The sequence below is a fragment of the Paenibacillus sp. FSL R7-0302 genome (assembly GCF_038006885.1).
Classification (GTDB): Bacteria; Bacillota; Bacilli; order Paenibacillales; family Paenibacillaceae; genus Paenibacillus_AQ.
This window is the reverse complement of record NZ_JBBOWB010000001.1, coordinates 316,940-342,763: the sequence shown is the minus strand read 5'-3', so window position 1 is coordinate 342,763 and position 25,824 is coordinate 316,940. Positions and strand designations below refer to the sequence as shown.

General features: G+C 53.4%; 18 protein-coding genes. 2 read left to right on the top strand and 16 right to left on the bottom strand.

All coding sequences use genetic code 11. The annotated features are described in order from the left end of the window. Positions 1-76: 76 nt before the first annotated feature. The 15 genes from MKY96_RS01520 to MKY96_RS01450 form a co-directional block, all read right to left on the bottom strand. Positions 77-904, bottom strand: coding sequence for a MetQ/NlpA family ABC transporter substrate-binding protein (locus tag MKY96_RS01520; RefSeq protein WP_445671462.1), 828 nt, complete (start codon positions 902-904; stop codon positions 77-79). A gap of 55 nt (positions 905-959) precedes the next feature. Further along, positions 960-1,622, bottom strand: coding sequence for a methionine ABC transporter permease (locus MKY96_RS01515; protein WP_340938103.1), 663 nt, complete (start codon positions 1,620-1,622; stop codon positions 960-962). Further along, positions 1,615-2,376, bottom strand: a complete 762-nt coding sequence (locus MKY96_RS01510) for a methionine ABC transporter ATP-binding protein (protein ID WP_340944412.1) — start codon at positions 2,374-2,376, stop codon at positions 1,615-1,617. Before MKY96_RS01510 ends, MKY96_RS01515 begins: the two co-directional genes overlap by 8 nt. A gap of 305 nt (positions 2,377-2,681) precedes the next feature. After that, a complete protein-coding gene (locus MKY96_RS01505; protein WP_340938102.1) occupies positions 2,682-3,644 on the bottom strand; it encodes a carbohydrate ABC transporter permease in 963 nt (320 codons plus the stop codon). Further along, complete coding sequence (locus tag MKY96_RS01500) at positions 3,644-4,618, bottom strand: ABC transporter permease (RefSeq protein WP_076081983.1); 975 nt, start codon at positions 4,616-4,618, stop codon at positions 3,644-3,646. The genes MKY96_RS01505 and MKY96_RS01500 overlap by 1 nt, the downstream gene beginning before the upstream one ends. A gap of 90 nt (positions 4,619-4,708) precedes the next feature. Beyond that, positions 4,709-6,409, bottom strand: coding sequence for a sugar ABC transporter substrate-binding protein (locus tag MKY96_RS01495; protein WP_340938101.1), 1,701 nt, complete (start codon positions 6,407-6,409; stop codon positions 4,709-4,711). A 111-nt stretch (positions 6,410-6,520) separates the two neighbouring features. Beyond that, positions 6,521-8,068: a response regulator transcription factor gene (locus MKY96_RS01490; protein WP_340938100.1), complete on the bottom strand. Its 1,548-nt coding sequence runs from the start codon at positions 8,066-8,068 to the stop codon at positions 6,521-6,523. A 3-nt stretch (positions 8,069-8,071) separates the two neighbouring features. Then, on the bottom strand, positions 8,072-9,895 hold the full coding sequence (locus MKY96_RS01485; protein WP_340938099.1) for a sensor histidine kinase: 1,824 nt from the start codon (positions 9,893-9,895) through the stop codon (positions 8,072-8,074). 80 nt (positions 9,896-9,975) lie between these two features. Beyond that, positions 9,976-11,523 carry a response regulator transcription factor gene (locus MKY96_RS01480; protein WP_340938097.1) on the bottom strand — a complete coding sequence of 516 codons (1,548 nt, stop codon included), beginning with the start codon at positions 11,521-11,523 and terminating at the stop codon, positions 9,976-9,978. Between the two features lie 732 nt (positions 11,524-12,255). Beyond that, positions 12,256-13,659 (bottom strand): ADP-ribosylglycohydrolase family protein, encoded by a 1,404-nt coding sequence (locus MKY96_RS01475; protein WP_340938096.1) that lies wholly within the window; start codon positions 13,657-13,659, stop codon positions 12,256-12,258. A 3-nt stretch (positions 13,660-13,662) separates the two neighbouring features. Beyond that, positions 13,663-14,619, bottom strand: a complete 957-nt coding sequence (locus MKY96_RS01470) for a nucleoside hydrolase (RefSeq protein WP_340938095.1) — start codon at positions 14,617-14,619, stop codon at positions 13,663-13,665. Positions 14,620-14,874: 255 nt separating this feature from the next. Further along, positions 14,875-15,813 carry an ABC transporter permease gene (locus tag MKY96_RS01465; protein WP_076085634.1) on the bottom strand — a complete coding sequence of 313 codons (939 nt, stop codon included), beginning with the start codon at positions 15,811-15,813 and terminating at the stop codon, positions 14,875-14,877. After that, positions 15,810-16,856 carry an ABC transporter permease gene (locus MKY96_RS01460; protein ID WP_340938094.1) on the bottom strand — a complete coding sequence of 349 codons (1,047 nt, stop codon included), beginning with the start codon at positions 16,854-16,856 and terminating at the stop codon, positions 15,810-15,812. The genes MKY96_RS01465 and MKY96_RS01460 overlap by 4 nt, the downstream gene beginning before the upstream one ends. Then, the gene (locus MKY96_RS01455; RefSeq protein ID WP_076085631.1) at positions 16,849-18,411 is read right to left on the bottom strand and encodes an ABC transporter ATP-binding protein; all 1,563 of its coding nucleotides are present in this window, start codon (positions 18,409-18,411) and stop codon (positions 16,849-16,851) included. The genes MKY96_RS01460 and MKY96_RS01455 overlap by 8 nt, the downstream gene beginning before the upstream one ends. Positions 18,412-18,451: 40 nt before the next feature. Beyond that, the gene (locus MKY96_RS01450) at positions 18,452-19,567 is read right to left on the bottom strand and encodes a BMP family ABC transporter substrate-binding protein (protein WP_340938093.1); all 1,116 of its coding nucleotides are present in this window, start codon (positions 19,565-19,567) and stop codon (positions 18,452-18,454) included. Positions 19,568-19,918: 351 nt separating this feature from the next. Between MKY96_RS01450 and MKY96_RS01445 the strand changes: the two genes are divergently transcribed. Together MKY96_RS01445 and MKY96_RS01440 are read left to right on the top strand one after the other, a co-directional pair. Next, on the top strand, positions 19,919-20,674 hold the full coding sequence (locus tag MKY96_RS01445) for an AraC family transcriptional regulator (RefSeq protein WP_076085625.1): 756 nt from the start codon (positions 19,919-19,921) through the stop codon (positions 20,672-20,674). A 200-nt stretch (positions 20,675-20,874) separates the two neighbouring features. Continuing rightward, entirely contained in the window at positions 20,875-23,115 is a 2,241-nt protein-coding gene (locus tag MKY96_RS01440) for a helix-turn-helix domain-containing protein (RefSeq protein ID WP_340938091.1), read from the top strand. Between the two features lie 960 nt (positions 23,116-24,075). Here the strand turns inward: MKY96_RS01440 and MKY96_RS01435 are convergent. Beyond that, positions 24,076-25,677, bottom strand: a complete 1,602-nt coding sequence (locus MKY96_RS01435) for an extracellular solute-binding protein (RefSeq protein WP_340938089.1) — start codon at positions 25,675-25,677, stop codon at positions 24,076-24,078. Positions 25,678-25,824: the final 147 nt, after the last annotated feature.

The window sequence follows — 25,824 nt, the reverse complement described above, 5'->3', positions numbered from 1 at the left end:
ATGTATCAAGCAGGAGCAATGTGCTTCCTGCGCAACAAAAAACGGCCCTCTCTCCCAAGAGAAGGCCGTTTCTCTTCTATTTAAATGCAGGCAGCGCGATGTCCGCGTAATTATCCTCCAGGAACTTCTTCACTTCCGGGCCGCTGATCGCCTTCGCCAGCTTCTGGATGGCCTCGGAATCCTTGTTGTCCTCACGGGCAACGAGGGTGATGGTGAAGGCGGAATCTTCACGCTCGGTGATCAGCGCATCCTTCTTCGGAGTCAGGCCCAGCGGGCTGGCATAGGCCGGCGTCATCGCTACCAGATCGGCATCATCCAGCATCCGGGCCAGCATCAGCAGATCGACTTCCTCGAACTTATAGTTCTTCGGATTGGCAGTAATGTCAGCTTGGGTAGCCTGAATTCCTACCCCATCCTTCAGCGTGATCAACCCGGCATCTGCGAACATTTGCAGCGAGCGTCCAATATTGGAAGGATCATTCGCCATCACGAGCGTTGCTCCCTCGGGCAGATCAGCAATATTCTTGAAGCGTTTGGAGTACCCGCCGTAGATGGCATCATATACAGGCTGAACCGGCACCAGCTTTGCCCCTTTGCTGGCATTGAACTGTTCCATGTACGGGACATGCTGGAAGAAGTTCGCATCCACCTCTTTGTTCACCAGTGCTTCGTTCGGCTGCACATTATCAGACAGCACGACAACCTCCATATCTACGCCTTCTTCCTTCAGAATCGGCTTCACGATGTCGAGGATATCCGTCATTGGCGGAATCAGCGAGGCTACCTTGATCTTCACAGGCCCGGTGCTGGTTGCCGCCGGTGTCTCTTCCGCTTCTTTGCTGTTGCCGCAGCCTGCAAGTGCAAGCGTCAATACAAGCAGTACCAGTGCAAACGTGGTGGTCATTCTTCTTCCTGTTCTCTTCATGATATCTCTCAAGCCCCCATTATTGTATAGTATTCTAGCGTTTGTCCAGCAGTCTGGCTATCGTGCTTCCCGTGAACTGGATGAGCTGCACCAGCACAATCATCACGAGAATGGCGTAGATCATCACCTCGGTCTCGAAGCGCTGATACCCGTAACGGATGGCGAAATCGCCCACCCCGCCGCCGCCGACAACCCCCATTACGGTTGAAAAAGAAATGAAGCTGATCGTAGACGCCGTGAGTCCCAGCACCAGCCCCGAACGGGCCTCTACATATAGAAACTTGAAAATCATTCCCGGCTTCGATGCCCCCATCGACAATGCCGCTTCAATCGTTCCCCGAGGAACCTCCAGCAGTGATTGCTCTACCAGCCGTGAGTAATAAGCAATGGCAACGATGGACAGCGGCACCGTGGCCGCCAGTGTGCCAATCGACGTACCTACGACCAGCCGCGTGAACGGAATCAGCGCCACCACCAGCAGCAGGAACGGAAACGAACGTATGACATTGACAATGCTGTTCAGCACCAGAGACAGCCCTCTATTCTCATACAACTGGCCTTTGCGGCAAAAATACAGCAGTGTCCCCAGAGGAAGCCCCACCAGCAGTGCAGCGCCTATGGCAATGCCGACCATGACAAAGGTCTCGCCGATAGACTGCCACATCTGATCCTGGTATTTCAGCATACTCTCAAACATGGGCCTCCCCCGTTCTGCCGGTGATCCGCTCCCGGAAGGAGCCTGAATGCGTTGCCGGCGGAAGGAAGCCGCCCTCGCCGCGGGAGAAGGAATCTACGATCCGTCCGCCCTCCATGACGGATACCTCAGAACAGATGCTCCGCACAACGTCCAGCTCATGGGTAACGATCACGATGGTTACGCCCAGGGAAGCATTGATATGGCGCAGCACCTCCAGAATATCCGCCGTGGTGCCCGGATCAAGCGCAGATGTCGGCTCATCGCACAGCAGCAGCTTCGGACTATTCGCCAGTGCGCGGGCAATCGCTACCCGCTGGCGCTGTCCGCCGCTGAGCTGGGCCGGATATTGCCCGGCCTTATCCGCAAGGCCGACGAATTGCAGACATTCCTCCACCCGCTTCATCCGCCCTGCACGCGGCACTCCGGCAAGTTCCAGAGAGATCGCCACATTCCGGCTGACAGTGGCATTGCCGATCAGATTGAAATGCTGAAAGATCATACCGATTCTCTGCCGCTGCCGGCGCAGCTCCTTGTCCGGCAGCTCCGTAAGCCGTTGCCCGTCAACCGTAACCGTTCCCTTATCGGGCCGTTCCAGCAGATTGATCAGCCGCAGTAGCGTGGACTTCCCCGCGCCGCTGGTGCCAATAATACCGTGAATGGCACCCGCCTGGACTTCAAGCGATACCTGATCGACAGCCGTATAAGGGCCGTCCTTCAGAGTGAAGCTCTTGCTAACCTGACTCAGCGAAAGAATATGAAGCCCTCCCTTACAGACTGCCTGAACGTACTCTCTGAACTTCAGGACTTATTGTACTATAATTATTTAAAATCTGTTTCATTAAAAATCTCTTTAAATAATAAGGTATTTCTTACGCTGTGTCATCATTTTTTTCAAAACGATTGCTAAGTCCTTGGAAGAGCAGAGCATTATAAGGATGCTCGGGGCTCTATGAGATTATTCAAGAGACGCAGAATCATAGCACAAAAACGGGTGCGGCCCCTGGTAGGACTGCACCCGTTTTGCTATTTTGCATACATAAGTCTATTCGCTCTGAACGCTTATTCTTTCACACTGCCGACATTGAGGCCCACTACGAAATACTTCTGCATGAACGGATACACCAGCAGTATAGGTACAGAGGCGACCACGGTGATAGCTGCCCGGATTGAAATCGGCGTGACCATCGCCCGTGCTGAATTCTGATCCATCCCCACCCCGTTGGTTACGGTAGGATTCCCGTTAGAGTTCATCGTTGAAGACAGCAGCTTCATCAGCTCATACTGCAGTGTACTCAGATGCTGCTTGGAGGAGGTGTAGATGAAAGCGTCGAACCAGGCATTCCAGGCTCCGACCGCCACGAACAGTGCAATGGTCGCCAGCACCGGCTTACAGAGCGGGAAGACCACCCGCATGAATATTTTGAAATCCCCGGCCCCGTCGATTCTGGCCGATTCCATCAGACTCTCCGGTATAGTCCCGATGTAAGTGCGGATGACGATCATGTTGAACGCGCTGATCATCGATGGAATAACATAGACCCAGAAGCTGTTCAGCAGGCCCAGGTCCTTAATCAGGAAGTAGTTCGGGATCAGACCTGCGCTGAAATACATCGTCAGCACGAAGACTACAGTAATAAACTTACGGAATACGTACTCCCTGCGGCTTAAGGTATACGCCAGCATGGTGGTCAGAAAAATATTAAGCAATGTAGAAATCACTGTACGTGCCACTGAAATCAGGAAAGCATCAAAAATCGTTCCGGTGGCAAAGATCGCTTTATAATTCTGAACGGTCCATTCTCTTGGCCATAAATAAATACCGCCGCGGATCGTATCATTCCCTTCATTAAATGAAACAGCAATCGTATTGATAAATGGATATAAAGTCACAACCACCAGACAGACCATGAAGACCGTATTGAAGGAAGTGAACAAAAACGGTTCAAGTCTGCCGGTGCCCAGATTTCTTTTCGCCGTAAAGCCTGCTTTGTGCCCAGGGCTAATCTGCCGGTTATCCGCCATTATAACAACCTCTCTTCCCCAAGCCGCTTGGAAATCCCGTTAGCCATAAGCAGCAATGTCACGCTGACCACCGTTTTGAAAATCCCGCCAGCGGTTGCGAGTGAATAATTCCCTTGTGCAAGTCCGTATTTAAGCACGAAAATATCTATCGTTTCGGCCCAGTCTACTACCAGTCCGTTGCCGAGCAGGTATTGCACTTCAAAGCCTGCTTCCAGCACATGTCCTATGGACATAATCATCAGAATAACAATGGTTGCCTTGATGCCAGGCAGGGTTACGTGCATCATTTTCTTATAACGGTTCGCACCGTCAATCTCTGCAGCCTCATACAGGGCAGGGTCAATGGAAGCGATGGCTGCCAGATAAATAATGGTATTCCAGCCTACTTCCTTCCACACATGTGAAGCCCCTACGATTCCCCAGAAATATTTGCCTTCACTGAGCCACAGAATCGGCTCTTTAATCAGATGCAGCTTCATCAGAACGATATTTACAATCCCGTCATTGATGGACAGCGAGGTCGCCACAATACCGGTAACGATAATCCACGACAGGAAATGGGGCAGATAAGAGATCGTCTGCACGGTTCTTTTCCAGAATACTTTCTTAATCTCGTTAAGCAGCAGGGCCAGCACGATGGCTGTAACGAAGCCGAGGATCAGATTGATAACCCCCATGGCCAGCGTATTGCGCAGGACACGAATGAAGTTATCATCGGTGAACAAAAACTTGAACTGCTTCAGTCCCACCCATTCCTGCTCGCCGAAGGACTTGGCCGGTCTGTAGTTCTGGAACGCCATGGTCCAGCCCCACACAGGAACGTAGGCAAAAAGGATAATGTAGAGCATTAAAGGCACAGACATCCAGATCAGCTGATTCTGATTCTTAATCACACGCCAGGTAATCGGCTGCTTTTTCCTCTTGTTCTTCTTCGGACGCCGGACGCCAGTATCTATTTCTAAGGTCTCATCCATATTCGTTGTCTCCTACTCCATCAAATTAATGTAAGGCGGAAGGCCGTCACCCGGCCTTCCACCTTCTAAAACCCGGTACCAGACCTTACATTATTTACTCCAGTTCTCAATTCTCCACTTAATCTGCTCATTGATCTTGTCTTCGTAAGCCTTCACATTGGCTTTCTCGATTTGTTCCGTATAATCGGTCCATACGGAATCGAATTCGGCCGGCTTGGCAAGAATGGCTTTCGGCAGGAACTTGGTCTGCAGCTCATTTAGCTTGGTACTGGCGATTTTGGCATCCGAGCCTTCAATCAGGTCGATGGACCAGGCAGGATAATAAACAGGGTTTGGCGGCGGATCGCTGAAGAAGTCAACGTAGGAATTGAAGCCATAAGCATCCAGAACTTCCTTATCGTACGGCTTCAGACCTGCTTTGTATTCTTCCGGCTGTGCAGCAGCATCCGTGGAGTTGCCGTCGCTGTAGCTTCCTTCGGTCTTAGGCAGATATTCGAATAATGATTTGGCCTTGTTGGCCAGCTGCCAGGTGGCATCGGCTGCATCATCACGCTGCTTCTGGGTTCTCATGAATCTGCCGTTCTCAACAATATAATCCTCGCCTTCTACACCCCAGGAGAACAGCTTCTGCCACTTCTCATCCATCAGGGTGTCGAGCAGCTTGATAATCTTCACCGGATCTTTGGCATTAATGCTGATGCCGAAGCCATTGTTAAGATTGAGCACCGCAAGATCGCGGTAGTGGTCTTTGGTCGACTCATCGTATACCAGCGGAAGACCTACATAAGTGCGTTCAATTTTATTCTGAGTCGTCAGTGAATCCTCAGCAGCGTTGAAGTTCCAGTGCTGGTCGAACATCCCCAGAACGGTTCCGCTGGACAACTTTGCCATATACTGGTCGTAGTTCTGCACGAAGGTTTCTTTATCGATAATGCCCTTCTCGTTCATCTCATTCAGCTTCTTATAGTACTGCTTGGCATAATCCTTATTGGCAAATACCTCGGCTACGCCGTCTTTCACGACTACGCCGCCATCATTCGGATGTCCGATCAGATGCTGCGGAGCGTTGAACAGGCCCCAGTTTTTCCAGTCATAGTTCAGAATTTCGAACCCGATGGTCGGGCTTCCGTCAATTTTCGGATACTTTGCTTTATATTGCTCAATCAGGTCAAAGTACTGATCCAGTGTCTTAACCTTCGGATAATTGAATTCCTTAAGCACTGCTTTTTGAATCCAGAAGGCCGGTCCCGAATACCATGAGCTGTTGACCTTACCGTTATATACACCGTAGTTAGGCAGAATATAAATATGTCCGTCATTCGGGTCCTTCATCATGTTCCAATATTCTGCATAATGCGCTTTCAAATTCGGCGCATGCTCTTCGATCAGGTCTTCAAGCGGGATATAAGCCCCTGCTGCTGTAAGCTTGGTGCTCCCGGTCATAAGATCCGGATAATCCTGACCGGCAATCATAACGCCCAGCTTCTGGTTAATGTCGCCTGCTAAGAATTCCATATCGAAGCTGGCACCGGTCTCCTCTTTGATCTTCTTGTAGATCTTGTTGTCCGGTGTCGGCTGTTGCCCGGCTACTCCGATAAATGCGCTAACCTTGAACGGTTCAACCTTTCCTCCCGTGTTAGCTGAAGCAGAATCCGCTGCTGTAGTCGCCTTTGCTTTGTCAGTTGCAGCAGCATTCTTGTCGTTGCCCCCGCCGCAGCCTGACAGTGCGAAGCTAAGCGTTAACAGCGCAACCAGGGAATACTTAAACGTCACTTTCGACTTGCCCCCCATAAAGCACCTCCATAGTGTTTGTCTTTAATTTGTAAGCACTTACACAAGTAAATTATAGAGGTGAACTGTCCGCTAAAATACGACCGAACTAAAGGTGTACCCCCGAAAATTTTAGAACTTGGCATGCCGGTACTCATTCGGGCCCATGTGCAGCTCCTTCTCGAACCGCTTCAGAAACTGTCCGTAATTGGCATAACCGACACGTTCGGCAATCTCTGAGAGCTTCAGCCTGCTCCCGCGCAGGAGCTCAGCCGCAGCCTGAATCCGCAGATGATGCAGCTGCTCATTGAAGGTCATCCCGTTCTTCTTAATCAATAATTGCCCCAGGTATACCGGATGCAGGAAGAAGATCTCGGCCAGCTTCTGAATGCTCAGGCTCTCCTGATAATGCTCCCCGATGTATTGGTTGATCTCCCGGACAATCCCATGCGATTTATAATTCTGCTCTTGCACCAGCAGATCTATGGCCTTCCCGCCGTAGGACAATAAGCGGCTAAGCAGCCCGCTCAGCGGGGTCATCGCCTGCTGAATCTCTGATACCTCAACACCTGAGGCCACTCCGCCCTCCTCGCCTGCGGCTTCTGCCCCGGGTGCGAGTGCGAATATCCGGTACATGAGGTGGATTACGAATTTGCGTACTACCTCCGGCGCCACCTGCTGTTCCCGGAAGCTGCGGGCCGCCGCCTCCAGCGCCTCGCGGTAGCCGTCCGCGTCCAGGAGATTCACGCAGTCCAGCAGGGCATCCATCAGCCCGATATGATCATAGTGATAACTGAAGGGCTTGTCCTGTACCGCGCTGTAAGCCAGCGCCCCTGCCTGCTCCGGCTCGTAAAAGAAATGGAGCAACGTCTCTTTGGCCCGGCCATAACTGCCCTCTATAGACAACAAGGAGTCCTCCGGGGTTCCCAGCGCGATGTGAATCTTCCCTCTCCCGTACTCGCGCAGCAGGATATTCAGCACTTCAGCTATTCCGCCGTCTTCCCCGCTGCCTGCCGTCATGCCGTACACGATCCCGAGCAACCCTGCTTCCAGATCGATCGTCACGAGTGCCTGATATCCGGCCAGCAGGGAGACTATGCGGCTCCGTACCTCTGTGTACAGCTCCGGGACCGTCCGGATCAGGCAAATATTCCACGAAGGACTCTCCTTGAAGCCGGGCAGAGTCTCCAGCCATTCCATAAGCTCGGGTTCTCCCTTTTTGCCATGAAGCAGCCCCTTGATTAGGGTTGCCGCCTCTTCCCCGGAAGCGGTCTCATGGATTCTTCTGCGGTTCGCCTCCTGCTCCAGCTCCAGGCGGATCTCCCGCAGCTCCTCGGCAGCTTCCTCCGGGAAGACCGGCTTCAACAGATAGTGATTGATTCCGTAGCTGATGGCCGTGCGGGCGTATTCAAACTCACTGTAGCCGCTCAGAATGACGAACTTCGTCGAATCCGTCCCCTCCTGCCGCCATTCCCCGATCATCTCCAGACCATTCATCAGCGGCATATGGATATCGGTTATGACCAGATCCGGCTGAAGCTGCTTCATCATCTGCAGCCCCTCCCGGCCGTTGCCGCAGGTTCCGCACAGCTCGAAGCCCAGCTCCTGCCAATCGATCCACATCTCCATCCCTTCCAGAGCGCTCGGCTCATCATCGATTAATAATACTTTGTATTTCATCCTCTATACCTCTCTTTCCATGGAGTAATTCTTCTCAAGCAGCTTCAGGGGAATACCAAAGGTCACTACCGTTCCCTGACCCGGCGTACTGGATATCTCGAAGCGTACCTGATCCGCGTAATTCAGCTCCAGCCTGCGGTATACATTGCGGATACCGATGTTGGTCCCGGAGTAATCCTCCTTGCGGACCGCGAACATCAGCTCCTTCAGCTTCTCCGGCTCCATACCTTTACCATTATCAGATACTGTAATCTGCAGCCTGTTATCCAGCACGGCCGCAGCCACCTTGATGACCCCCAGTCCCTCAATCGTCTGCAGGCCATGCTTGCAGGAATTCTCGACCAGCGGCTGCATGCTCAGCTTCGGTATTTTATAATCCAGGGACTGCTCATCGATCTCAAAGGTATAGTCGAATTTATCCCTGAACCTGAATTTCTCAATCCGCAGATACATGTCGATAAATGCGATCTCCTCGCGCACCGGCACCAGATCCTCCTTCCAGCTCAGCAGTCTGCGCAGCAGCTTCGACAGGCTTTTCACAATATCAGTTACATCGTTATATTTATTCTTGGTGCAGACCACCAGAATCGCATTCAGCGTGTTGAACAGGAAGTGGGGGTTCATCTGGCTCTGCAGGAAATTAAGCTCCGCCCTGACGCGCTCCATCTCCAGGTTCTTGCTCTGGATCTCCAGCTTGTACACATCGTTGATCAGGGAGTGAATTCTGGAGGTCATCCGGTTAAAATTGTGGATTAGCCCGCCGATCTCATCCCGGCCCTCATCGATGGCGATCAGCTCGAACTTCTCGTTCGTCACCTTCTGCATATGCCGGGACAGGCGTTTCACCCGGTAGTTGTAGGAGCGCAGCATGATATATATGAATATGCTAGTCAAAAGAGTAAGTGTGGTGGCTAGGCCCGCTGCGTACAGCCGGATATCGAGAACCGCCTGGGAGATCCGCTCCCCCTGCGTAATTCCGACAATCCGCCAGCCTTTGAGATAATTCGCCGTCCCTACAGCCATTACCCGAACCCCCTCGCTCTCGTCCTGACTGTCCCCCCACTGATCGAATACCGGATAGGGATCATCCGTAATGTGCTGATAGCCGCTGTCCGCTGACATCACGATCTTGTTCTCCCCATTGATCAGATAGAGGCTCAGGTAATCCCGTTCCCGGACGATAATGTCATAGATCTCACTGAGGTCCAGATCGATCCGCAGCACCTTCTCATAGTTGTTCAGATTACGGTAATTGTCCATAGTCTCAATAATGCTGAGCGTCGGGGTGGATGAAGCCAGATTCTTGTTCTCCATGATCCGGTAAGCAGCAACATAGACCTGGGTAGTGGCCTTCTTGGCCTGCCGGTACCAGTCACTGAACCATACTTTATCGTTCATTACCTGATAATTCCCCCCGGATACAACCGTCTGGTTGTTCGTGAATATACTGATTCGTTCCAGCTGGTTATTGACAGGCATATAGCTGTTCATCCGGTCTCTCAATTGTTCGTTGAACATACTGTAGAATTCGATAGAGTCCGTATAGGTCCGGTCCAGCATCTCGTACAGATTCTTATCCGCAGCCAGCGTGTAGCCGACAGAGACTCCCCCTTCAATAAAATCATGAATATCCTTCCGCGCCCGCTCCATGGAAATCTCCAGATTCTGCTGCTCCCTCGATTTGATGAGATCTGTAATCCGCTCCAGGAATACCAGATTCAGCACCATGATCGGCAGGAGCACACCCACAATGTAGATGAGATAGAACTTGTAGCTTAGCGGAATATCATTAACGATGGTGCCGAATTTAAACCGTTTTGTCGCCATCCCTCACACACACCCGGCTTTCTTAAGATTTCGGTATCTGAGTAACCTTCGAAGCCACAGCTCCACTTTGTGGGGTTATTTTAGAGCTGTTTATTGTTGTGGGCATTCTTGTACACCGAAGGTGATGAACCCACCTTATTCTTGAACTTGTCGATGAAATAATCGGTATTGGAAAAGCCCACCTGCACCGCGATATCCGATATCTTGAGCTGGGTGCGCTTGAGCAGGCTTTTGGCCGCTTCGATCCGCTTCTCATTCAGATAATCGCTGAAGCTGCGCCCCGTCTCCTTGCGGAACAGCTGGCCCAGATAGGCTGAATTCATATGAAACTGTCTGGCAAGGTCCTGGAGCTGCAGCTTGCTGCGGAATTCCAGATCTACGTATTGGATCACATTATAGATGGTGTTCCCCTCATTATTGGCCCGCAGCTCGGTGAGGTACGCTGCGGTCTCCAGGCAGAGCCGGTCCACATACAGGCTAAGCTTGTAATAGTCCGTGAGTCCGCCCAAGTTGCCGTACTCCTTGTGCATCGCACACATGATCTGGTCGGGGTCTCCCTGCATCTCGGCAATACTCCGGCATAAGGTCATCTCCAGATGGGCTACCTCAGCCTGTGCAGCGTCAATACTCACCCTCTTGGCGGTCATGGCTGCGAAGGCTTCCCTGGCAGCGGCCCGGATTCTCTCAGGCACGCCTTCCTTCACCTCATCCAGCACGCGCGTAAAGTGCCCGTCAGTGAATTCGGGAGACAAGCGGGCCGTACGCAGATCGTTGTAGTAGAAAATTCCGCCCCGCTCCTTCCGGTATTTAAGCCCCCAGACCTCAAGCGTCTGGGTGTACAGCTCCTGGACGGCGCGCAGGCCGTTCCCCCGGCCGCTGATCATTACAGCCACCGGTACCCCCAGCTTCGCTGACTGCACCTTCTGCACCTGAGCGGCTGCTGCCTCCAGCGCTTCCGTGGACAGTCCGGCTGAGCGAATCAGAAGCCCGGCCCTTCCGGCCGGGTCCTGGAACACATAGCCCAGGTGATCCGGGAAGCCTTCGGTATCCCCTTCATTCAGGCTCACCGTACCTGAACCTGATATGGCAGCAGCAAGTATGCATTGCAGCTCTGTATCAGGCTGAAGCCCCAGCAGACCGCAGGCGGCGTGTTCCAGCTCTTCACTCCAATCCCCCTGGACACAACGGCTGATCAGATTATGCACCAGAATATTATGCTTCTTCCGTTCCTCTATTCTGGAAGCGGTTTCAAAACGGATAATAGCTCGGATCTTCCCGAGCAGCTCCTCGATCTCCTCATCATCCACCGGCTTCAGCAGGTAGCCGTCCACCTTGTGGCGCAGTGCAGTCCGGGCATAGTTGAAATCGTCATACCCGCTCAGGATCACGAACCGGGGCGGCGGGTCCACCGTCTCCTTCACCGCCGCAATCAGCTCCAGGCCGCTCATCACCGGAAGATTGATATCCGTCAGCAGCAGATCCGGCCTGTGCTCCCGGATCAGCCGCAGCGCCTCCCCGGCGCTAAGCGCTTCAGCGCATACCTCGAATCCGCACTTTTCCCAGTCCACCATCGTCCGGAGTCCTTCCAGAACCCAGGGTTCATCGTCCACAATCATGACTTTCAGCATGAGCTCCGCTCCCCTCTCCATAATCAAAATTTGGTAAGTAATAGAATTACAAGTAATGCTAACATACAAGTTTAATCCTGTGAATGTTAAGTTGAGCGAGGCTTTCTTTAAACGAAACAGGGAAGTCCGCAGCCAGTATGGTTTGGCTGTAGACTTCCCTGTTATCAACTTACCTTCTTAACGGCCTATTGTATTCGGTTTTTCACATACATTCGGCAAACTTTCCTTCCCATACAAGTGGAAACGGCATTGCTGTCCTTTTTAAGGACGGTACCGTTTCGGCGAGAAATAGAAGGAAAATTTGTAGGGGGAAACCTATAAATTCTTATATTTCGAGAACAAAATGTCTGCGGCATCCCCATTGTAATCGGTTTTTCGACCATATTCGGCCCACGCGCCTCTGCCGCACCGAATGTGATCGGTTTTTCGACCATATTCGGCCCACGCGCCTCTGCCGCACCGAATGTGGTCGGTTTTTCGACCATATCCGGCCCAGACGCCTCTGCCGTGCCGAATGTGGTCGGTTTTTCGACTACATTTAGCCCAGATGCTCACGCGCTGCCCATTTTGTCCGGTGAAATCAGCGAAGTACATAAGACACTTCCACATTGGACGCAAATCATCATTTCCTAATCAACAAAAAAGCCGCTCAATCGCACCGGATGTTTTCCTCTGAAAACATCCGGTGCGAGGCGACTTCATAAAAAGCCTCAACTATAATTAGTATTTGTATTATCCCTGTTTCGCTTCCCCCAGCTCCGCCCGCAGCTTCAGGAACACCTGATAGCTGCGCTCCGCGACCTCAGAAATGGCGATCGGGTGGAAGCCTGGCAGGTCTGCATACAGCAGGTCGTTCAGCGGTGCGGTCCATTGGACCGGCAGCTTGGCAGCCCCCAGCTTCGCTCCCATAATAGAGCCGACGGTGGCCCCGTTGCAGTCGGTATCCATTCCGGCTGATACGGAGGTGACCACCGCTTTCTCGAAGTCATCGCCGCCGTAGATCAGCGAGGCGGCCACAATGGCTGCGTTGTTGTTCGTATGCACCGGGTCGTAATGGCTGAACTCGTTCCAGAGGGTGCTGACCAGTTCACGCTCACTGCCTGCCTGCTGTGCAATTTCTACGCCCCGCAGCACATCCTTAGCCAGTCTGCTCGTCTGTGGAATCTCGCTCAGGCCAATCTGCACAATCTCTTCATTACTGAGACCCGCGAATGCCGCTGAGATCATCGCGGCATTGAACATTTCGCCGTAGATCCCGTTCTTCACATGTGAGAAGGAGGCATCCCGCCAGCCCAGCTCTGCCGCCAGTTCGGGATGTCCGGCCGCCCCGTAAGCCAGGCCGTCCGCACGGATTGCTGCACCGATCCATTCCCGGTACGGATTCAGATGCATCCGTACCCGCTCCTGCCGCAGCGGCCAATCCGCCGGCTTCTCCCCGTGCAGATGGGAGGTCTCCTGAGCAAAGTTCATATAGCTCTGTGTTTCCGCCGTACAGACCTGACTGTAGGTCAGATGCCCGTGCCACAGCTTGCCGATATCCCAGGAGTCCCAGTTCAGCCCTTTTTGCTCCAGCAGCATCAGGCCAAGCACGGTATAACGGATATCATCATCGCTCTCCATGTAGCTGATTTTCTCACGTGTGCTGGTGAACGACCAGTCGCTTAAGCCCAGGCCGTATTCCTCCCGGGCCGTAGAGAATTCCGGGGTATAGCCTGTAATCGGCCAGGCATCCGCACCACGGAACCACAGCTCGATATTCTCCCAGCCGGTCCGGCCGTCCTTCCCGTACAGATAGTCCCAATATTCCAGCGGCTTGCCCAGCGCGCAGCCTACACTTCGCCCGAGCCAAGCCCCGTAGAACCTGTCTCTCCATTGGTCCGGCGTCCAGTCCAACGCAAGCTTACGCGGTCCCTCCGGGCGAAGCTGCCGGATCGCGTCCAGATCCGACGGCTCCTGGTAAGGGAAGCCTCCGTCCACGGGAAGTGCCATCAGCTCCCGGTATACCTCCATCAGCTTGTCCTCATCGCTCCCGGCCGCATCCAGCTTCTCCGCCAGACTGCCCGGCTGGCAGCCTTCCTCGATCCGCTGCTGCAGCTCGAACCTTACCGTCTCCTGCAGACGTTCCCAGCCCGCCATCCGCTAGGATTCTCCTGCCGGAGACCCCAGTTGCCGGTCTAACCGTTCCAACGAATCGAACAGCAGCTTGATGAAGGCTTCGCGGTCTACACCAAGCAGTACCTCCGTATTCGCAGGCTGGTCCGGCTTCTTGCGGCGGTCTGCCACAGTCATGCCGCGGGTAAGCTTGCCTTCGGTCTCTACTGTTACATACAGGTGCTCGGATTCAAACAGCCCCGGGTGCAGCAGCCAGGCAATGGCGCAAGGGTCATGCAGCGCATTGCCGACAAAGCCCATTTTCTTCCCGTAGATCGAATAGAAATCCAGCAGCTCACCGACCATGACGGACACGGGACCGCGCGTCTTAAGCTCCTGAATCTCCTCTTCGAAGATCGCCGCTTTATCTGTCACATCCAGTCCGCTCATGACAATCGGAATGCCGGATTCGAAAACGATCCGCGCCGCCTCCGGGTCTACATAAATATTGAACTCCGCTGTCCGGGTCACATTGCCGTAAGCCAGTCCGCCGCCCATTAGCGAGATCTTCTCGATCCGCTCCTTCACTTCCGGGTAAGCGGTAATTAGCAGAGCGATATTCGTCAGCGGGGCGGTAGGCACCAGAGTGATTTTCTCATCTGAGGCGCGGATAATCTCCAGCATGAATTCTACTGCCCCCTGCTCTACGGGCTTGAACTTGCTCGCCGGCAGCGCCGGGCCATCCATGCCTGACTCCCCGTGGGCTTCCTCTCCGGTAACAAGCTTGCCCAGCAGCGGCGCAGCAGCGCCCTTGGCTACTGGAATATCTGCATTTACAAAGCTGAGAATCTTAAGCGCATTGTCGGTGATTTTATCCAGAATCTGGTTGCCGCCAACGGTTGTAATCCCCCGGATATCCAGCTCTCCCGGATGTGCCAGCGCAAGCAGAATGGCAATCGCGTCGTCATGCCCCGGATCGCAGTCAATAATGATAGGTGTTGGCATCGTTGTCGCTCCCTTTGATTAGTTGTGAATGGCTAGATAAGACGCACTTAAGAGTTGAACTTGAAGCTTGGTCGAAGCTGCGGTGAACATTTGGACTTCCGGCCGCTGTTGTCACCAGATTTCTTGATTTTGAACCGCTCTTCGCGGTAGAAATCCGGTGACAAAGGCGGACGCTATCGCTCCTACAGTTCCAAATTTCCCCTCCGCTTCTTTTTGCTTTTCGCTAATTTCTTTCGTGTGCCTTATCTACCTTGTTTATTTCGTAACAGTAGCCTTAAGCTTCTTGTTCTTCTTCCGTGTCTCCGAGACCGCATAGATAATCAGACCGATCACCGTTGCCACATAAGGCAGCGTAGCGATCAGCTCAGCCGGAATCTTCAGCACCTGCAAAGCATTGGAGAGCGCGTCAGCTGCGCCGAAGAGCAGCGAGGTCAGCGCTGTGCCCACGGTGGTGCTCCGGCCCATGGATTCAGCAGCGATGGCAATCCAGCCCCGGCCGGCAATCATATCGCGGGTGAACAGCGACAGATAGCCCATCGACATATAAGCTCCGCCCAGGCTGGCGAAGAAGCCGCTGAGCAGCAGCGCGCTGTACTGGATGCGGACCACACTGACGCCCACTGATTGGGCCGCATGCGGATTCTCGCCTACGGAGCGGATTCGCAGTCCAAGCGGTGTACGGTTGAGCAGATAATAGACTACGAGCACTGACAATATAGAGAAATACGTCAGAATGTGGTGCCCCGACAGAATCGGGCCCAGCACCGGAATATCCTGCAGGAGCGGAATATCTATACTCGGCAGCACTTTACTCGCCAAGGAGGTGGAAGAGCCTTTGTCACCGCTCAGCAGATACAGAATAAATACCGTACCGCCGGAAGCGAACATATTGATCGCCACCCCGCCGAGAATAATGTGGGTCTTGAACTTTAAGGTGAAAAAAGCCAAAATGCCCGCAATCAGCGTTCCCGACAGCACCGCCCCAAGCAATCCCACCCAGGCGCTCTGCGTATAGGCACTCACGATAACCCCGGCCAGCGCCGAGACCAGCATGATCCCTTCCATCCCGATGTTGATGATTCCGGCACGGTTCGAGATCAGCGCCCCCAGTGCAGCGAACAGTATCGGCGTGGTTACACGCAGGACAGAGAAGGCAAAATCCGTCGTCAGAATGACATTCAGCAGACTGTTCATGCTTCCTTCGCCTCCTTCAGCAGCATGCGGTTCTTCCAGAACTTGAGGAACTGCTCAGCGGATATCAGCAGAATAATGACAGCCTGGATAATCGAGATCATCTCGGACGGCACATCGGAGAGGCGCGACATCATATCGGCGCCAATGCGGATATAGGCCAGGAAGAGCGCCGAGACAATGACGGAGAACGGATTATTCTTGGCCAGCATGGCCACCAGAGCACCATCCATACCGTAGCCCGGCAAGGAGGTCCACTGAAACCGGCTGTACATCCCGAGCACCTCCACCGAGCCGCCCATACCGGCAATGAACCCGGCGATCAGATGGACCAGAATGATTACCTTGGCCGTCTTCATGCCTGAATAACGGGCGAAGTCCCGGTTAACCCCGGTCATCCGCAGCTCATAGCCCCATTTGGTCCGGTAGAGGAACAGATGAGCGAGCACAATGAGCACCAGCACAATAATAAGTCCGGTGTGAATCCGCGTCCCGGCGAACAGCTTGCTGAGCTGGGCCGTTTTCTCGAATTTAAAAGAAACGTTGGCAAAGGCCTTGGCATCCCGCAGATGGTAGTTCAGCAGGTACAGCCCCACCCCAAACAGGATGTTATTGAACATCAGCGAGGTCACCAGCTCATTGGCGTTCCACTTCGCTTTGAGAATACCGGGGATGGCTGAGAGCAGTGCCCCTACGATCGAGCCCGCAAGAATCGCCACTACCGGATGGAACCAGCTGTTCAGGCTGAGATGAATCGCCAGCGCAGTAGTCACGACACCGGAGAAATAGAAGATCCCCTCCGCTCCCAGGTTGAACATATTGGCCCGGAACAGCAGGGAGACCGCAAGGCCGGTGAACATCAGCGGAATCGCCATTTCAATGACATTGCCGACATGGCCCTTCGTGGACAACGGCTCCCAGAGGAAGATTCCGATTGTCTTCACCGGGTGGTCACTGACCAGCGAGATGATCAGGAACGCGATAATAAGTGCAATGACGATGACCGCCGCTGTGCGGATCGCCTCGAAATATTTGACTTTAAACATGATATGCGGCCCTCCCGGTCTGCTCTTTGTCCTGCCGGTTAATGCCCAGCATGTAGAGCCCCAGCTCTTCCTCACCGACTGCTGACGGATGTTCGAAATAGGCAACAATCTGGCCCTCATACATCACGAGCAGACTGTCACTCAGCTCCAGAATTTCATTCAAATCCGCTGATACCAGCAGCGTGGCACAGTTCGCCGAGCGCAGCTCCAGCAGCTTCTGGTGGATGAACTGGGCAGCCCCGATATCCACGCCCCGGGTCGGCTGCTCGGCGATCAGCAGCTGCGGATTCGTGGAACACTCCCTGGCTACGACTACCTTCTGCATATTACCGCCGGACAGCATGCCGATCGGCTGCTGCGGGCCGGAGCAGCGCACCTTGAATTCCTCGACCAGCGCAGAGGCCAGCGCAGCAATTCTGGACCCGTGCAGGAAAGGCCCTTTATTCATATCCTTCTGACGGTAGCGCGTGGAGATCAGATTGTCGGCAATGCTGGCTTCTCCGGCAGAGCCCTGGCGCATCCGGTCCTCAGGGATATAGGATACCCCCAGGTTGCGGATGTCCAGAATATCCAGCTCACGGATATCCTTCCCTTTCACCTGTACTGACCCGCTGCCGCCAACCCCGCGCAGGCCGCCGGTCAGCGCCTCGATCAGCTGTGTCTGTCCGTTCCCTTCAACGCCGGCGATGCCGACAATCTGGCCTTCACGGACCGAGAAGCTGAGCTCGGAGAGCAGCGCTTTTCCCTGGCTGTCTGAGACGCTCAGCCCTTCCACTGTAAGCACCGGCTTACCGTAGGGAAGATCGCTTTTGTCATACTTCAGCACCACATCCCGCCCGACCATCAGCCGCGAGATCTCCTGCTCCGTTACTTCCTTGGTCTCGAAGACGCCTTCACTCCGGCCGCCGCGCATGATGGTAATCCGGTCACAGATGGCTTTGACCTCCTTCAGCTTGTGCGAGATGAACACAATTGTGTGCCCCTGCTCCTTAAGCTGCTGCAGCTCATGGAACAGCTCCTCCGTCTCCTGCGGAGTCAGCACTGCCGTTGGCTCATCGAGAATGAGAATCTTGGCCCCGCGTACCAGCGCCTTCAGAATTTCCACCTTCTGCTTCATGCCGACACTCAGGTCCTCCACCTTCGCCTTGGCATTCACTGAGAGATTATATTTACGTGCAGTTGCTTCCGTCAGGCGTACGGCCTCTGCATAATTGAAGCCAACGCCCTTCTTCGGCTCCATACCGAGCACCATATTCTCCGCCACCGTAAAAGAAGGCACCAGCATGAAATGCTGATGCACCATACCGATACCGCGGTCAATCGCGTCCTGCGGGGACTGCAGCTTCACTTGTTCTCCCCGGATGTAGAGCCCGCCTTCGCTTGGGCTCTCCATTCCGAACATAATTTTCATCAGAGTCGATTTACCGGCTCCGTTCTCACCCGCAATCGCATGGATCTCGCCTTCGCGCAGGGAGAACTCAACGTCCTTGTTGGCAACCACACCGTTCGGATACACTTTGGTGATTCCCCGCATTTCCAGCAGAGCATTTGCCATGGGTCATCAACGCCTTTCAACCAAAGTTTTATTCATGTCCTTAAGGTTTAACAGCATTACGGATGGCTTCCACTTCAGAAGTCTCCATACCCATTGCGTTATCCACCTTAATTTCCTTATTGATCAGCTTCTGCTTCACTTCTTCAATCTTGGTCTGCAATTCCGCCGGGAAAGCCGCCTTGTAGATCTCGTTCTCGGCAATGCCTACGCCGTCTTCAACGAAGCCAAGCACATCGCGTTTACCCATTTCAAGCGTGCCGTCCTGCAGCTTTTTCACTGCGCCAAGAATGGCGGAATCGATCTTTTTAATCGCGGAAGTAACGATCAGGTTGGCCTTCGCACTATCCGTATCCTTGAGCAGCATCGCCTGGTCAGAATCGACGCCGATTGCATATTTGTTCTTTTCCTTCGCTGCATCGAAGATGCCAAGGCCCGTACCGCCCGCCACGTTGAAGATAATATCCACGCCCGAGTTATACTGGATCAGCGACAATTCCTTGCCCTTGGCAGGGTTTACGAAATCTCCGGCATAAGAGACAGCTACCTTCACTTCCGGATCAACATACTGTGCTCCCTGAATGTAACCAACCAGGAAGGCATTGATGCCGGGAATGTCCATTCCGCCCAGGAATCCGATCACATTGTCCTTGTTGGCATTAGGCATATCAGACTGGGTAGCAAGCGCCGCAGCCGCTCCGGCCAGGAAGGAGACCTCATTGGTCGAGTAAGACATATTGTACATATTGGCAGGCGCTTCCTCGATGTCGGTGTCATAGTTGATGAATTTTTTATCGGGATTTGCTTCTGCCGTTGCATTGAACATTTCTGTAATTTCCGAGCCGCCGGAGATGACAACATCCCAATCCTCAGCAGCGATATCATTAAAAGTCGGCTCCCATTTCGTCTTGTCAGCGCCCATTTCCACAACCTTCGTCTCTGCGCCAAGCTCGCTTTTCACCTTCTGCAGACCATTGTTCGCCGCATCAAAAAACGACTTGTCCCCCAGCGTCCCCGGAATCAGCAGCACCACCTTGAGCTTGTCCCCCGCAGCCGCGCCGCCTTCCGCATCCGTTCCCGGAGTTGCTGCCGCACCATTCCCGTTCCCGGACTTGTTGTTCCCGCATGCAGCGACCAGTACCATAACTGCCAGTAACATTAAAGTGAGCATTTTCTTTTTCATTTTTCTAAGTTCACACCCCTATTTGTAATAGATCCACCCTGCTGAATAGCATAAAATCCCAATTACACGTTTTGTTGGTTCCTTCGAATCGGGCAGCATGAATAAGCGACTGTTGAAATTCTGAAAATAAGCAATTTACTCTGAAAACCAAACATTTCATGTTACATTTCGCTAAAAAACCGTAAAATATCCGAACAAGATGGCCAGTCCAGTTGAGAATCTTCGGTTTTATTGATAAGATCATATCAAATGAAAACATAAATATTTATATATTTTCGGTCATGTTTTTGTACGATTCGGCTAAATGACGATCAAGGGAGGCTCATCATGGATCGTGTCCTATATATTGTAAATGCAGAACATGAAGCAGGTACCTATATCCCTCCGCACCAGCATGAGTGCTTCGAGCTGGTCTATTACATCCACGGTCAGGGCACCTGCAGCATCGGCCAGCGCAGCTATCACTTCCGGCCCTCTACCTTCGCCCTCATTCCGGCTGGCTTCAAGCATGATGAGAATCATCAGCCCAGCCCGGAGGTGCTGTTCGTCGGCTTTCACTGCGGCAATCCGGTGATCAATTCACTGTCCGGTGTGTTTGACGATGATAAAGAGCACACAGTACTACAGACCCTGCAGCGGATGAGCGCTGAGTTCAAGCGCAAGCGCGACGGGTTCAGCGAGCTGCTGAATCTGCAGATGAGTGAAATTACCGTCTATCTCCAGCGGCTGCTCAGTGCCTCCGATTTCCATTCCCCGGCAGAGGATCAGATGCAGTATGTGCTCAATTATATGAACGAGCATTACCGCCACAAGCTCTCGGTAGCCTCGCTGGCAGAGATGTCCGGCTACAGCTACGATCGCTTCCGGCATCTGTTCAAGGAGCGGTTCATGCACTCCCCCCACCGTTATCTTTTACTAAAACGCCTGGATTATGCCAAGTCGCTCCTCCTGCACAGCCAAATGCATATTTCCGAGGTCTCGGCTGCAGCCGGATTCGTCAACGACGCCCAGTTCTGCAATATGTTCAAACGGGAGATCGGCCTCTCCCCGCGCACCTTCCGCATTCAGAGCAGAGTCATATAGGGAATAGTCCCCTCCCCTGTCACAAGTAGCTTTTGTACACGAATCTTGCATTTGTTCACTGCGCTGGGGTCCGGCCTGTTCACTGTTGTAAGCTTGTTCCACTGTCCTGTTCATAGGCTGGAGCTTATAATCGTACTATGAACATTTACGACAAGGACGGTACCCGCAAGAATACACAGTGAGTCAGGGGGCTACTTTGGATGAGACTGAACAAGATCGGCAATCAACGGGCACTGTACAGCAGACTGCTAGTCAGCATTACGCTTTGCGTCTCCTTAACCTTTCTGGTCTCCACCATCATTTATTACAACTACTATATCGGCGTAGAAAAGAAACAGACCTTCCAGTCCGACCTCGGCAACCTCACACAGACCAGCCGGGAGGTCGTGAACATGACGGATGCTGCGCAATCGCTTTCTTTTCAAATCTACCGCAACAGCACCATCTCCAAAATCGTATTCTACGATAAGCCGGACATCTACGATGTCACCGCCGCCATGTCCGAGCTGGGCAACTATCTAAGCTCCATGCCTTATATCGAATCCATCTATGTATATAATCCCAAAGGCGGGCAGCTGTATGTTGCCTCCTCCCATGGCCAGAACGGTGTGTATACCGAGAAGGAGCTGGTCGATACCTCCATTCTGGATATCCTGAGCCACTATCAGAACTATAAGGCGTTCACTCCCATTCCTAGAGTCTATTCCAACGGCGCACAGGAGAACGATCAGGTCCGTGCCTACACCTTCCTGTGTCTGGATGCGATCGGCTGGGACCGGGCTATTAATTCGGCGGTAATTGTGAATATTTCGGCTCCGTGGATCAACAAAGAGATCGCCAGCCCGGCGGATTCCACCAGCGCGACCTATATTCTGGATGATCAGGGCGCCTTCCGCTCCAGCAACAGCCTGAAGCAGCAGGAGCTGACCCCGGAGGAAGCAGGATTCATTGAGCAGCGGATCAAGGGCCGGGAGGCCGGGTATTTCATCGCTCCCTTCGGGGGCGTGAACTCGCTGATCTCTTATACGGCACCGGATGATTTAAGCTGGCAGTATGTACGAATTACGCCCTATGAGATCATTACGAAGCAGACCAACAACATCCGCAACACCACCTTGCTGATCGCAGGTCTGGTGCTGGTGGCCGGCATCGGCCTCTCCTGGATCATGTCCAGAAGCCTCTACCTGCCGATGAACCGGATTGTCAGCGAGATGCATATTCTGGAGACAGAGAAGCGCGACAGCATGTTCATGATCCGGCAAAATACACTGCGGGACCTGATCCTCGGCCTGAAGCCGCTGCAGTCCATGCAGCAGGTAGAGAAGCTGCGCCAGCTGGGCATTCATTTCACCTTCAATGATGATTACCGGCTGATCCTGCTGCGGATTGACCGTTACCGGGAGTTCCGGGAAGCCCGCTCCTCTTATCTGCTGGCCTCCAAGTTCGCCATTATGAACATCGCCTCCGAGATCTGCGGCCAGACCTACCGCGTGGAGACCGTAGATATGAACGATGATGGTATCCTGGTGCTGCTGAACATTATCGATCCCGTGGAATATACGGATACCGGCCTAATCGAAGCCCTGCTCCGGCAGATTCAGCAGGCCTGCTCCGACTATCTGAAGATCAGCCTTACCCTGACCTACAGCCATATTGACCGTAATGCCAGCCAGCTGCATCAGCTCTATCAGCAGGTCCGCGAGGCGTCGAATCACCGCCTGTTCTATGGGCATGGCTGTATCCTGAATGCCCGGGACATCTGTGCGCTGGAGTCCAGCACTTATCATTATCCGGCGGACAAGGAGAAGAAGCTGGCGGATGCATTGCTGAGCGGTAGAGTGGACGATGCCGCCGAACAGTTCAGCTCGATGATCCGCGAGACCGGGGCCTTTCCTTACCAGACCGCGCAGTTAACCGTGTCCAGACTTAGCGTCACTGTCAGAGAGATCGTAAATTCGATCCAGAAGCGTAACCGCTTACAAATTGATGGGTTGGCCGAGCTGCCCAGCCTGGATGCCATCGAGACGATAGAGGAGCTGGAGGCGGCTTTCGCCGCCCTCTTCCATACCCTGCAGGAGCAGCTGGCCGGCAAAAAGAACACCAAGCAGCACGACCTCATCTGCCAGATCAACGCCAAGATCAACGAGGATTACATGAAGCCTCATCTGAGCCTGAACCAGATCGCCGATGAACTGGACATGTCACCCATCTATATCAGCCGCCTCTACAAGCAGCAGACCATGAACAGCATCGTCGATGTCATCCTGGAGGTGCGGATGCGCGAAGTGTGCGCCTTGCTGGAGAACACCGACCTGCCCGTCACCGCCATCGCCGAGCGCTGCGGCTTCACCAGCAGCAGCTACCTGCACCGGATGTTCAAGCGCAGCTTCGGCACAACGCCTACCGATTATCGCCGTTTGAAGAGTGTGCGGATGGATTGAATTTCGGACATGAGGATGCACCTCTGGCAGTTGCTCTTGGTAACCTTAGTTGTACTATTGTGGTGGTTACGCTAATTAGCTGCAGCAGTCATCTGTACCGCCAGCTGGCGCTATCATCCACAGTAGCTACTACTACCGCCAGCACTCGCTTTCAGCCGCAGTAGTTACCACTAACTTTTCAGTTTAGTCCACACCCCAGAGGCCGCATGCCAGCAGAAGCCTGAGATTCTCAAGCTCATACACACCAGCAAGTCGAAATGTTGCAAGATTTGCAACTTAGATTTTTAATCCTGGGCTATTCCTATGAATTGTTGCACAAAATGCAGCAATAGCCTCGGATATCGACCATTTCCAGACAAAATCCTGCCTTTCCTGCAACAATCCCTGCTTTGAGCCGATATCTCCGAGGTAATGTTGCAATTTGTGCAGGATTTTTGCATAGAGGGTCTGCCCGCTTCGGTGCCTTGCCTTTTTGCTTTGGTGGAACACCAAGCCCAGTTCTTTGCCCTTACCAGTTGTTTTTGGCTATGGCAGTTCCCGCTTTGGTGGAACACCAAGCCATTCTTTACGCCTTGCGTTGCAGTTCGCGCTTTTGTGGAACACCAGCCCGTCTCCAGACTCGTGGAGACGGGCTTTTCTGCTCTTCCCTCCTGCCCCGGAGGCCGTAGGGCTGACGCAGCCTCCGCAGTTGCGCTCCGGTTGCGCCTAACGCTTAAACAGCGGAGAAAACGGAATGAATGTGGAGAAGCGGAGCGTTCGCCTTTGTGTCCGGATTTTCACCGCTAAGGTAGAATAAATAAAAATCCGGACACAACAGCGATCGGAACATCATTCCGTTTTCGGAGCGTCCACCCAAGCGCCATCGCCACTCCAGCACCAACTTCGGCTCCAGCCCCACCCCAGCACCCTCGGGCACACAAAAAGCCCCAAAAGCCATACGGCTCCCGGGGCTCCCCTCATCTACTTAAGACCTTTCTCCGCCACATAAGCCTCCCACTGCTTAGTCCACTCCGCCTGAATCTTCTCCAGGCCCGCCTGCTTGGCCTTCTGCATGAAGGTCTCCAGGCCCTTATCCACATCATCCACCAGTCCGGCCTCCAGCGGGAACAGGTACTGCTTCTCTACCTGCTCAAGCGCAGCCTTCTCTGCCTGATAAGAGCTGTAGTCCTCGGCGAAGCCCAGGAACAGGTCCGGCTTCTGGATTTTATCCAGCTCATCAAAGATCGCCTTGACCCCGTCAAATCCCTTGTCAAACAGCATGAACTCCGGATTTCTCCACGCCCAGCCGTTCATGCCCTCACGGGTGAATCCATTGGAGGTACTGGTGCCGACCAGCTTATAATAGCCGTCTTCTACCGTGTAGTTCTTGCCTTCAATGCCGTATTGCGTCAGCTGATTATACCGTTTGTCGAGCACCATCTTCTGATAGAAGGCAAGCGCCCGCTCCGGGTTCTTGCTGCTCTTCGGAATAGCGAACCCGTTGTGAATCGGATGTACAGGGGTCGCATAGCCGGTGGTTAAGCCGAATGGAGAATACGCCAGCTCCCAATCCGGATGAGTCGTGCTGATCTTCATCTTCATATCATTGAACCGGTTAGGATTGTCCCCGAACATGCTGGCCGCTTTACCTGAAGTGACCGGGTCCTGCATCGTATCCTTAATATTCAGCACATTCTTTGGAATGAAGCCTTTATCGGCCCAGCGCTTCATCATCTTCAGCTCTTCTTTTTGCTCCTCGGAGCCCCAGTAGGAGTAGACCGTGGACGGAGAATCATATTTCACACCCATGCCGTACGGCAGCGCGCCGACCATTTTATGCAGCTCCGTATAGATATAATGGAGATTGTTGCCCACATCGCTGTTGAGGGACATCGGCATCATATCCGGCTCGTTTTTGACAATGCCGTCCATGTAAGCCTCATAGCTGGCCAAGTCCTTGGGCTCCGGGAGATTGTATTTCTTGCGCAGATCCTCGCGGTAGACGAACCCGTTGGTTACATACTCCTTGAAGGTCGCCGGAACCGTGTAGATTTTACCGTCAACCTTAACATCCTCCCACATTTTCTCAGGGACGAACTTCTGCAGCTCGGGAGCCGCCTTCGGCAGCAGATCATCCAGTGCCAGGAAGGCACCGCGCTTCGCATAGGATTGATATTGCGTCCAGTCCGCTGTAAAAATCAGATCTATCGCCTGCCCGGAGGACAGCAGCAGCTTATACTTCTGATCCCAGTCCGTCCAGCTGGTGAAGTTGAACTTCACCGTGGCGTTCAGGTCCGCTTCAGCCATTTTGTTAACCTCCGCCTGGATGGCCGGAAGATCCTTAGGAGCATCGCCGAGCATATAGAATTGCAGCTCCACCTTCTTCGAGGTGTCGATCCCGGTATCCGCTGCCGGGGCAGCTCCCTCTGAAGCAGCCGGAGTGCCGGGATTTCCGTCTTTTCCAGTATTACCGGCGCTGCCAGTGTTGCCGTGGTTTCCCCCGCCGCAGCCGGCCAGGAGCGATAGAGCGAGCAATCCCGTTGTAAGCGTAACCAAAGATCGTCTGCCTGCTTTCTTTCTCATGAATGAACCCTCCTAGAATTTGTTGTAAGCCCACGCTTCCCCGATGCCCTCGTGCAGTTCTCTCCCCGGAAGCATACCATCCTTGTGTGTGACTCTATGTTAGCCGATATAGCAGATGTACGGTAAGGAACAATCTGCCAGCCGGTT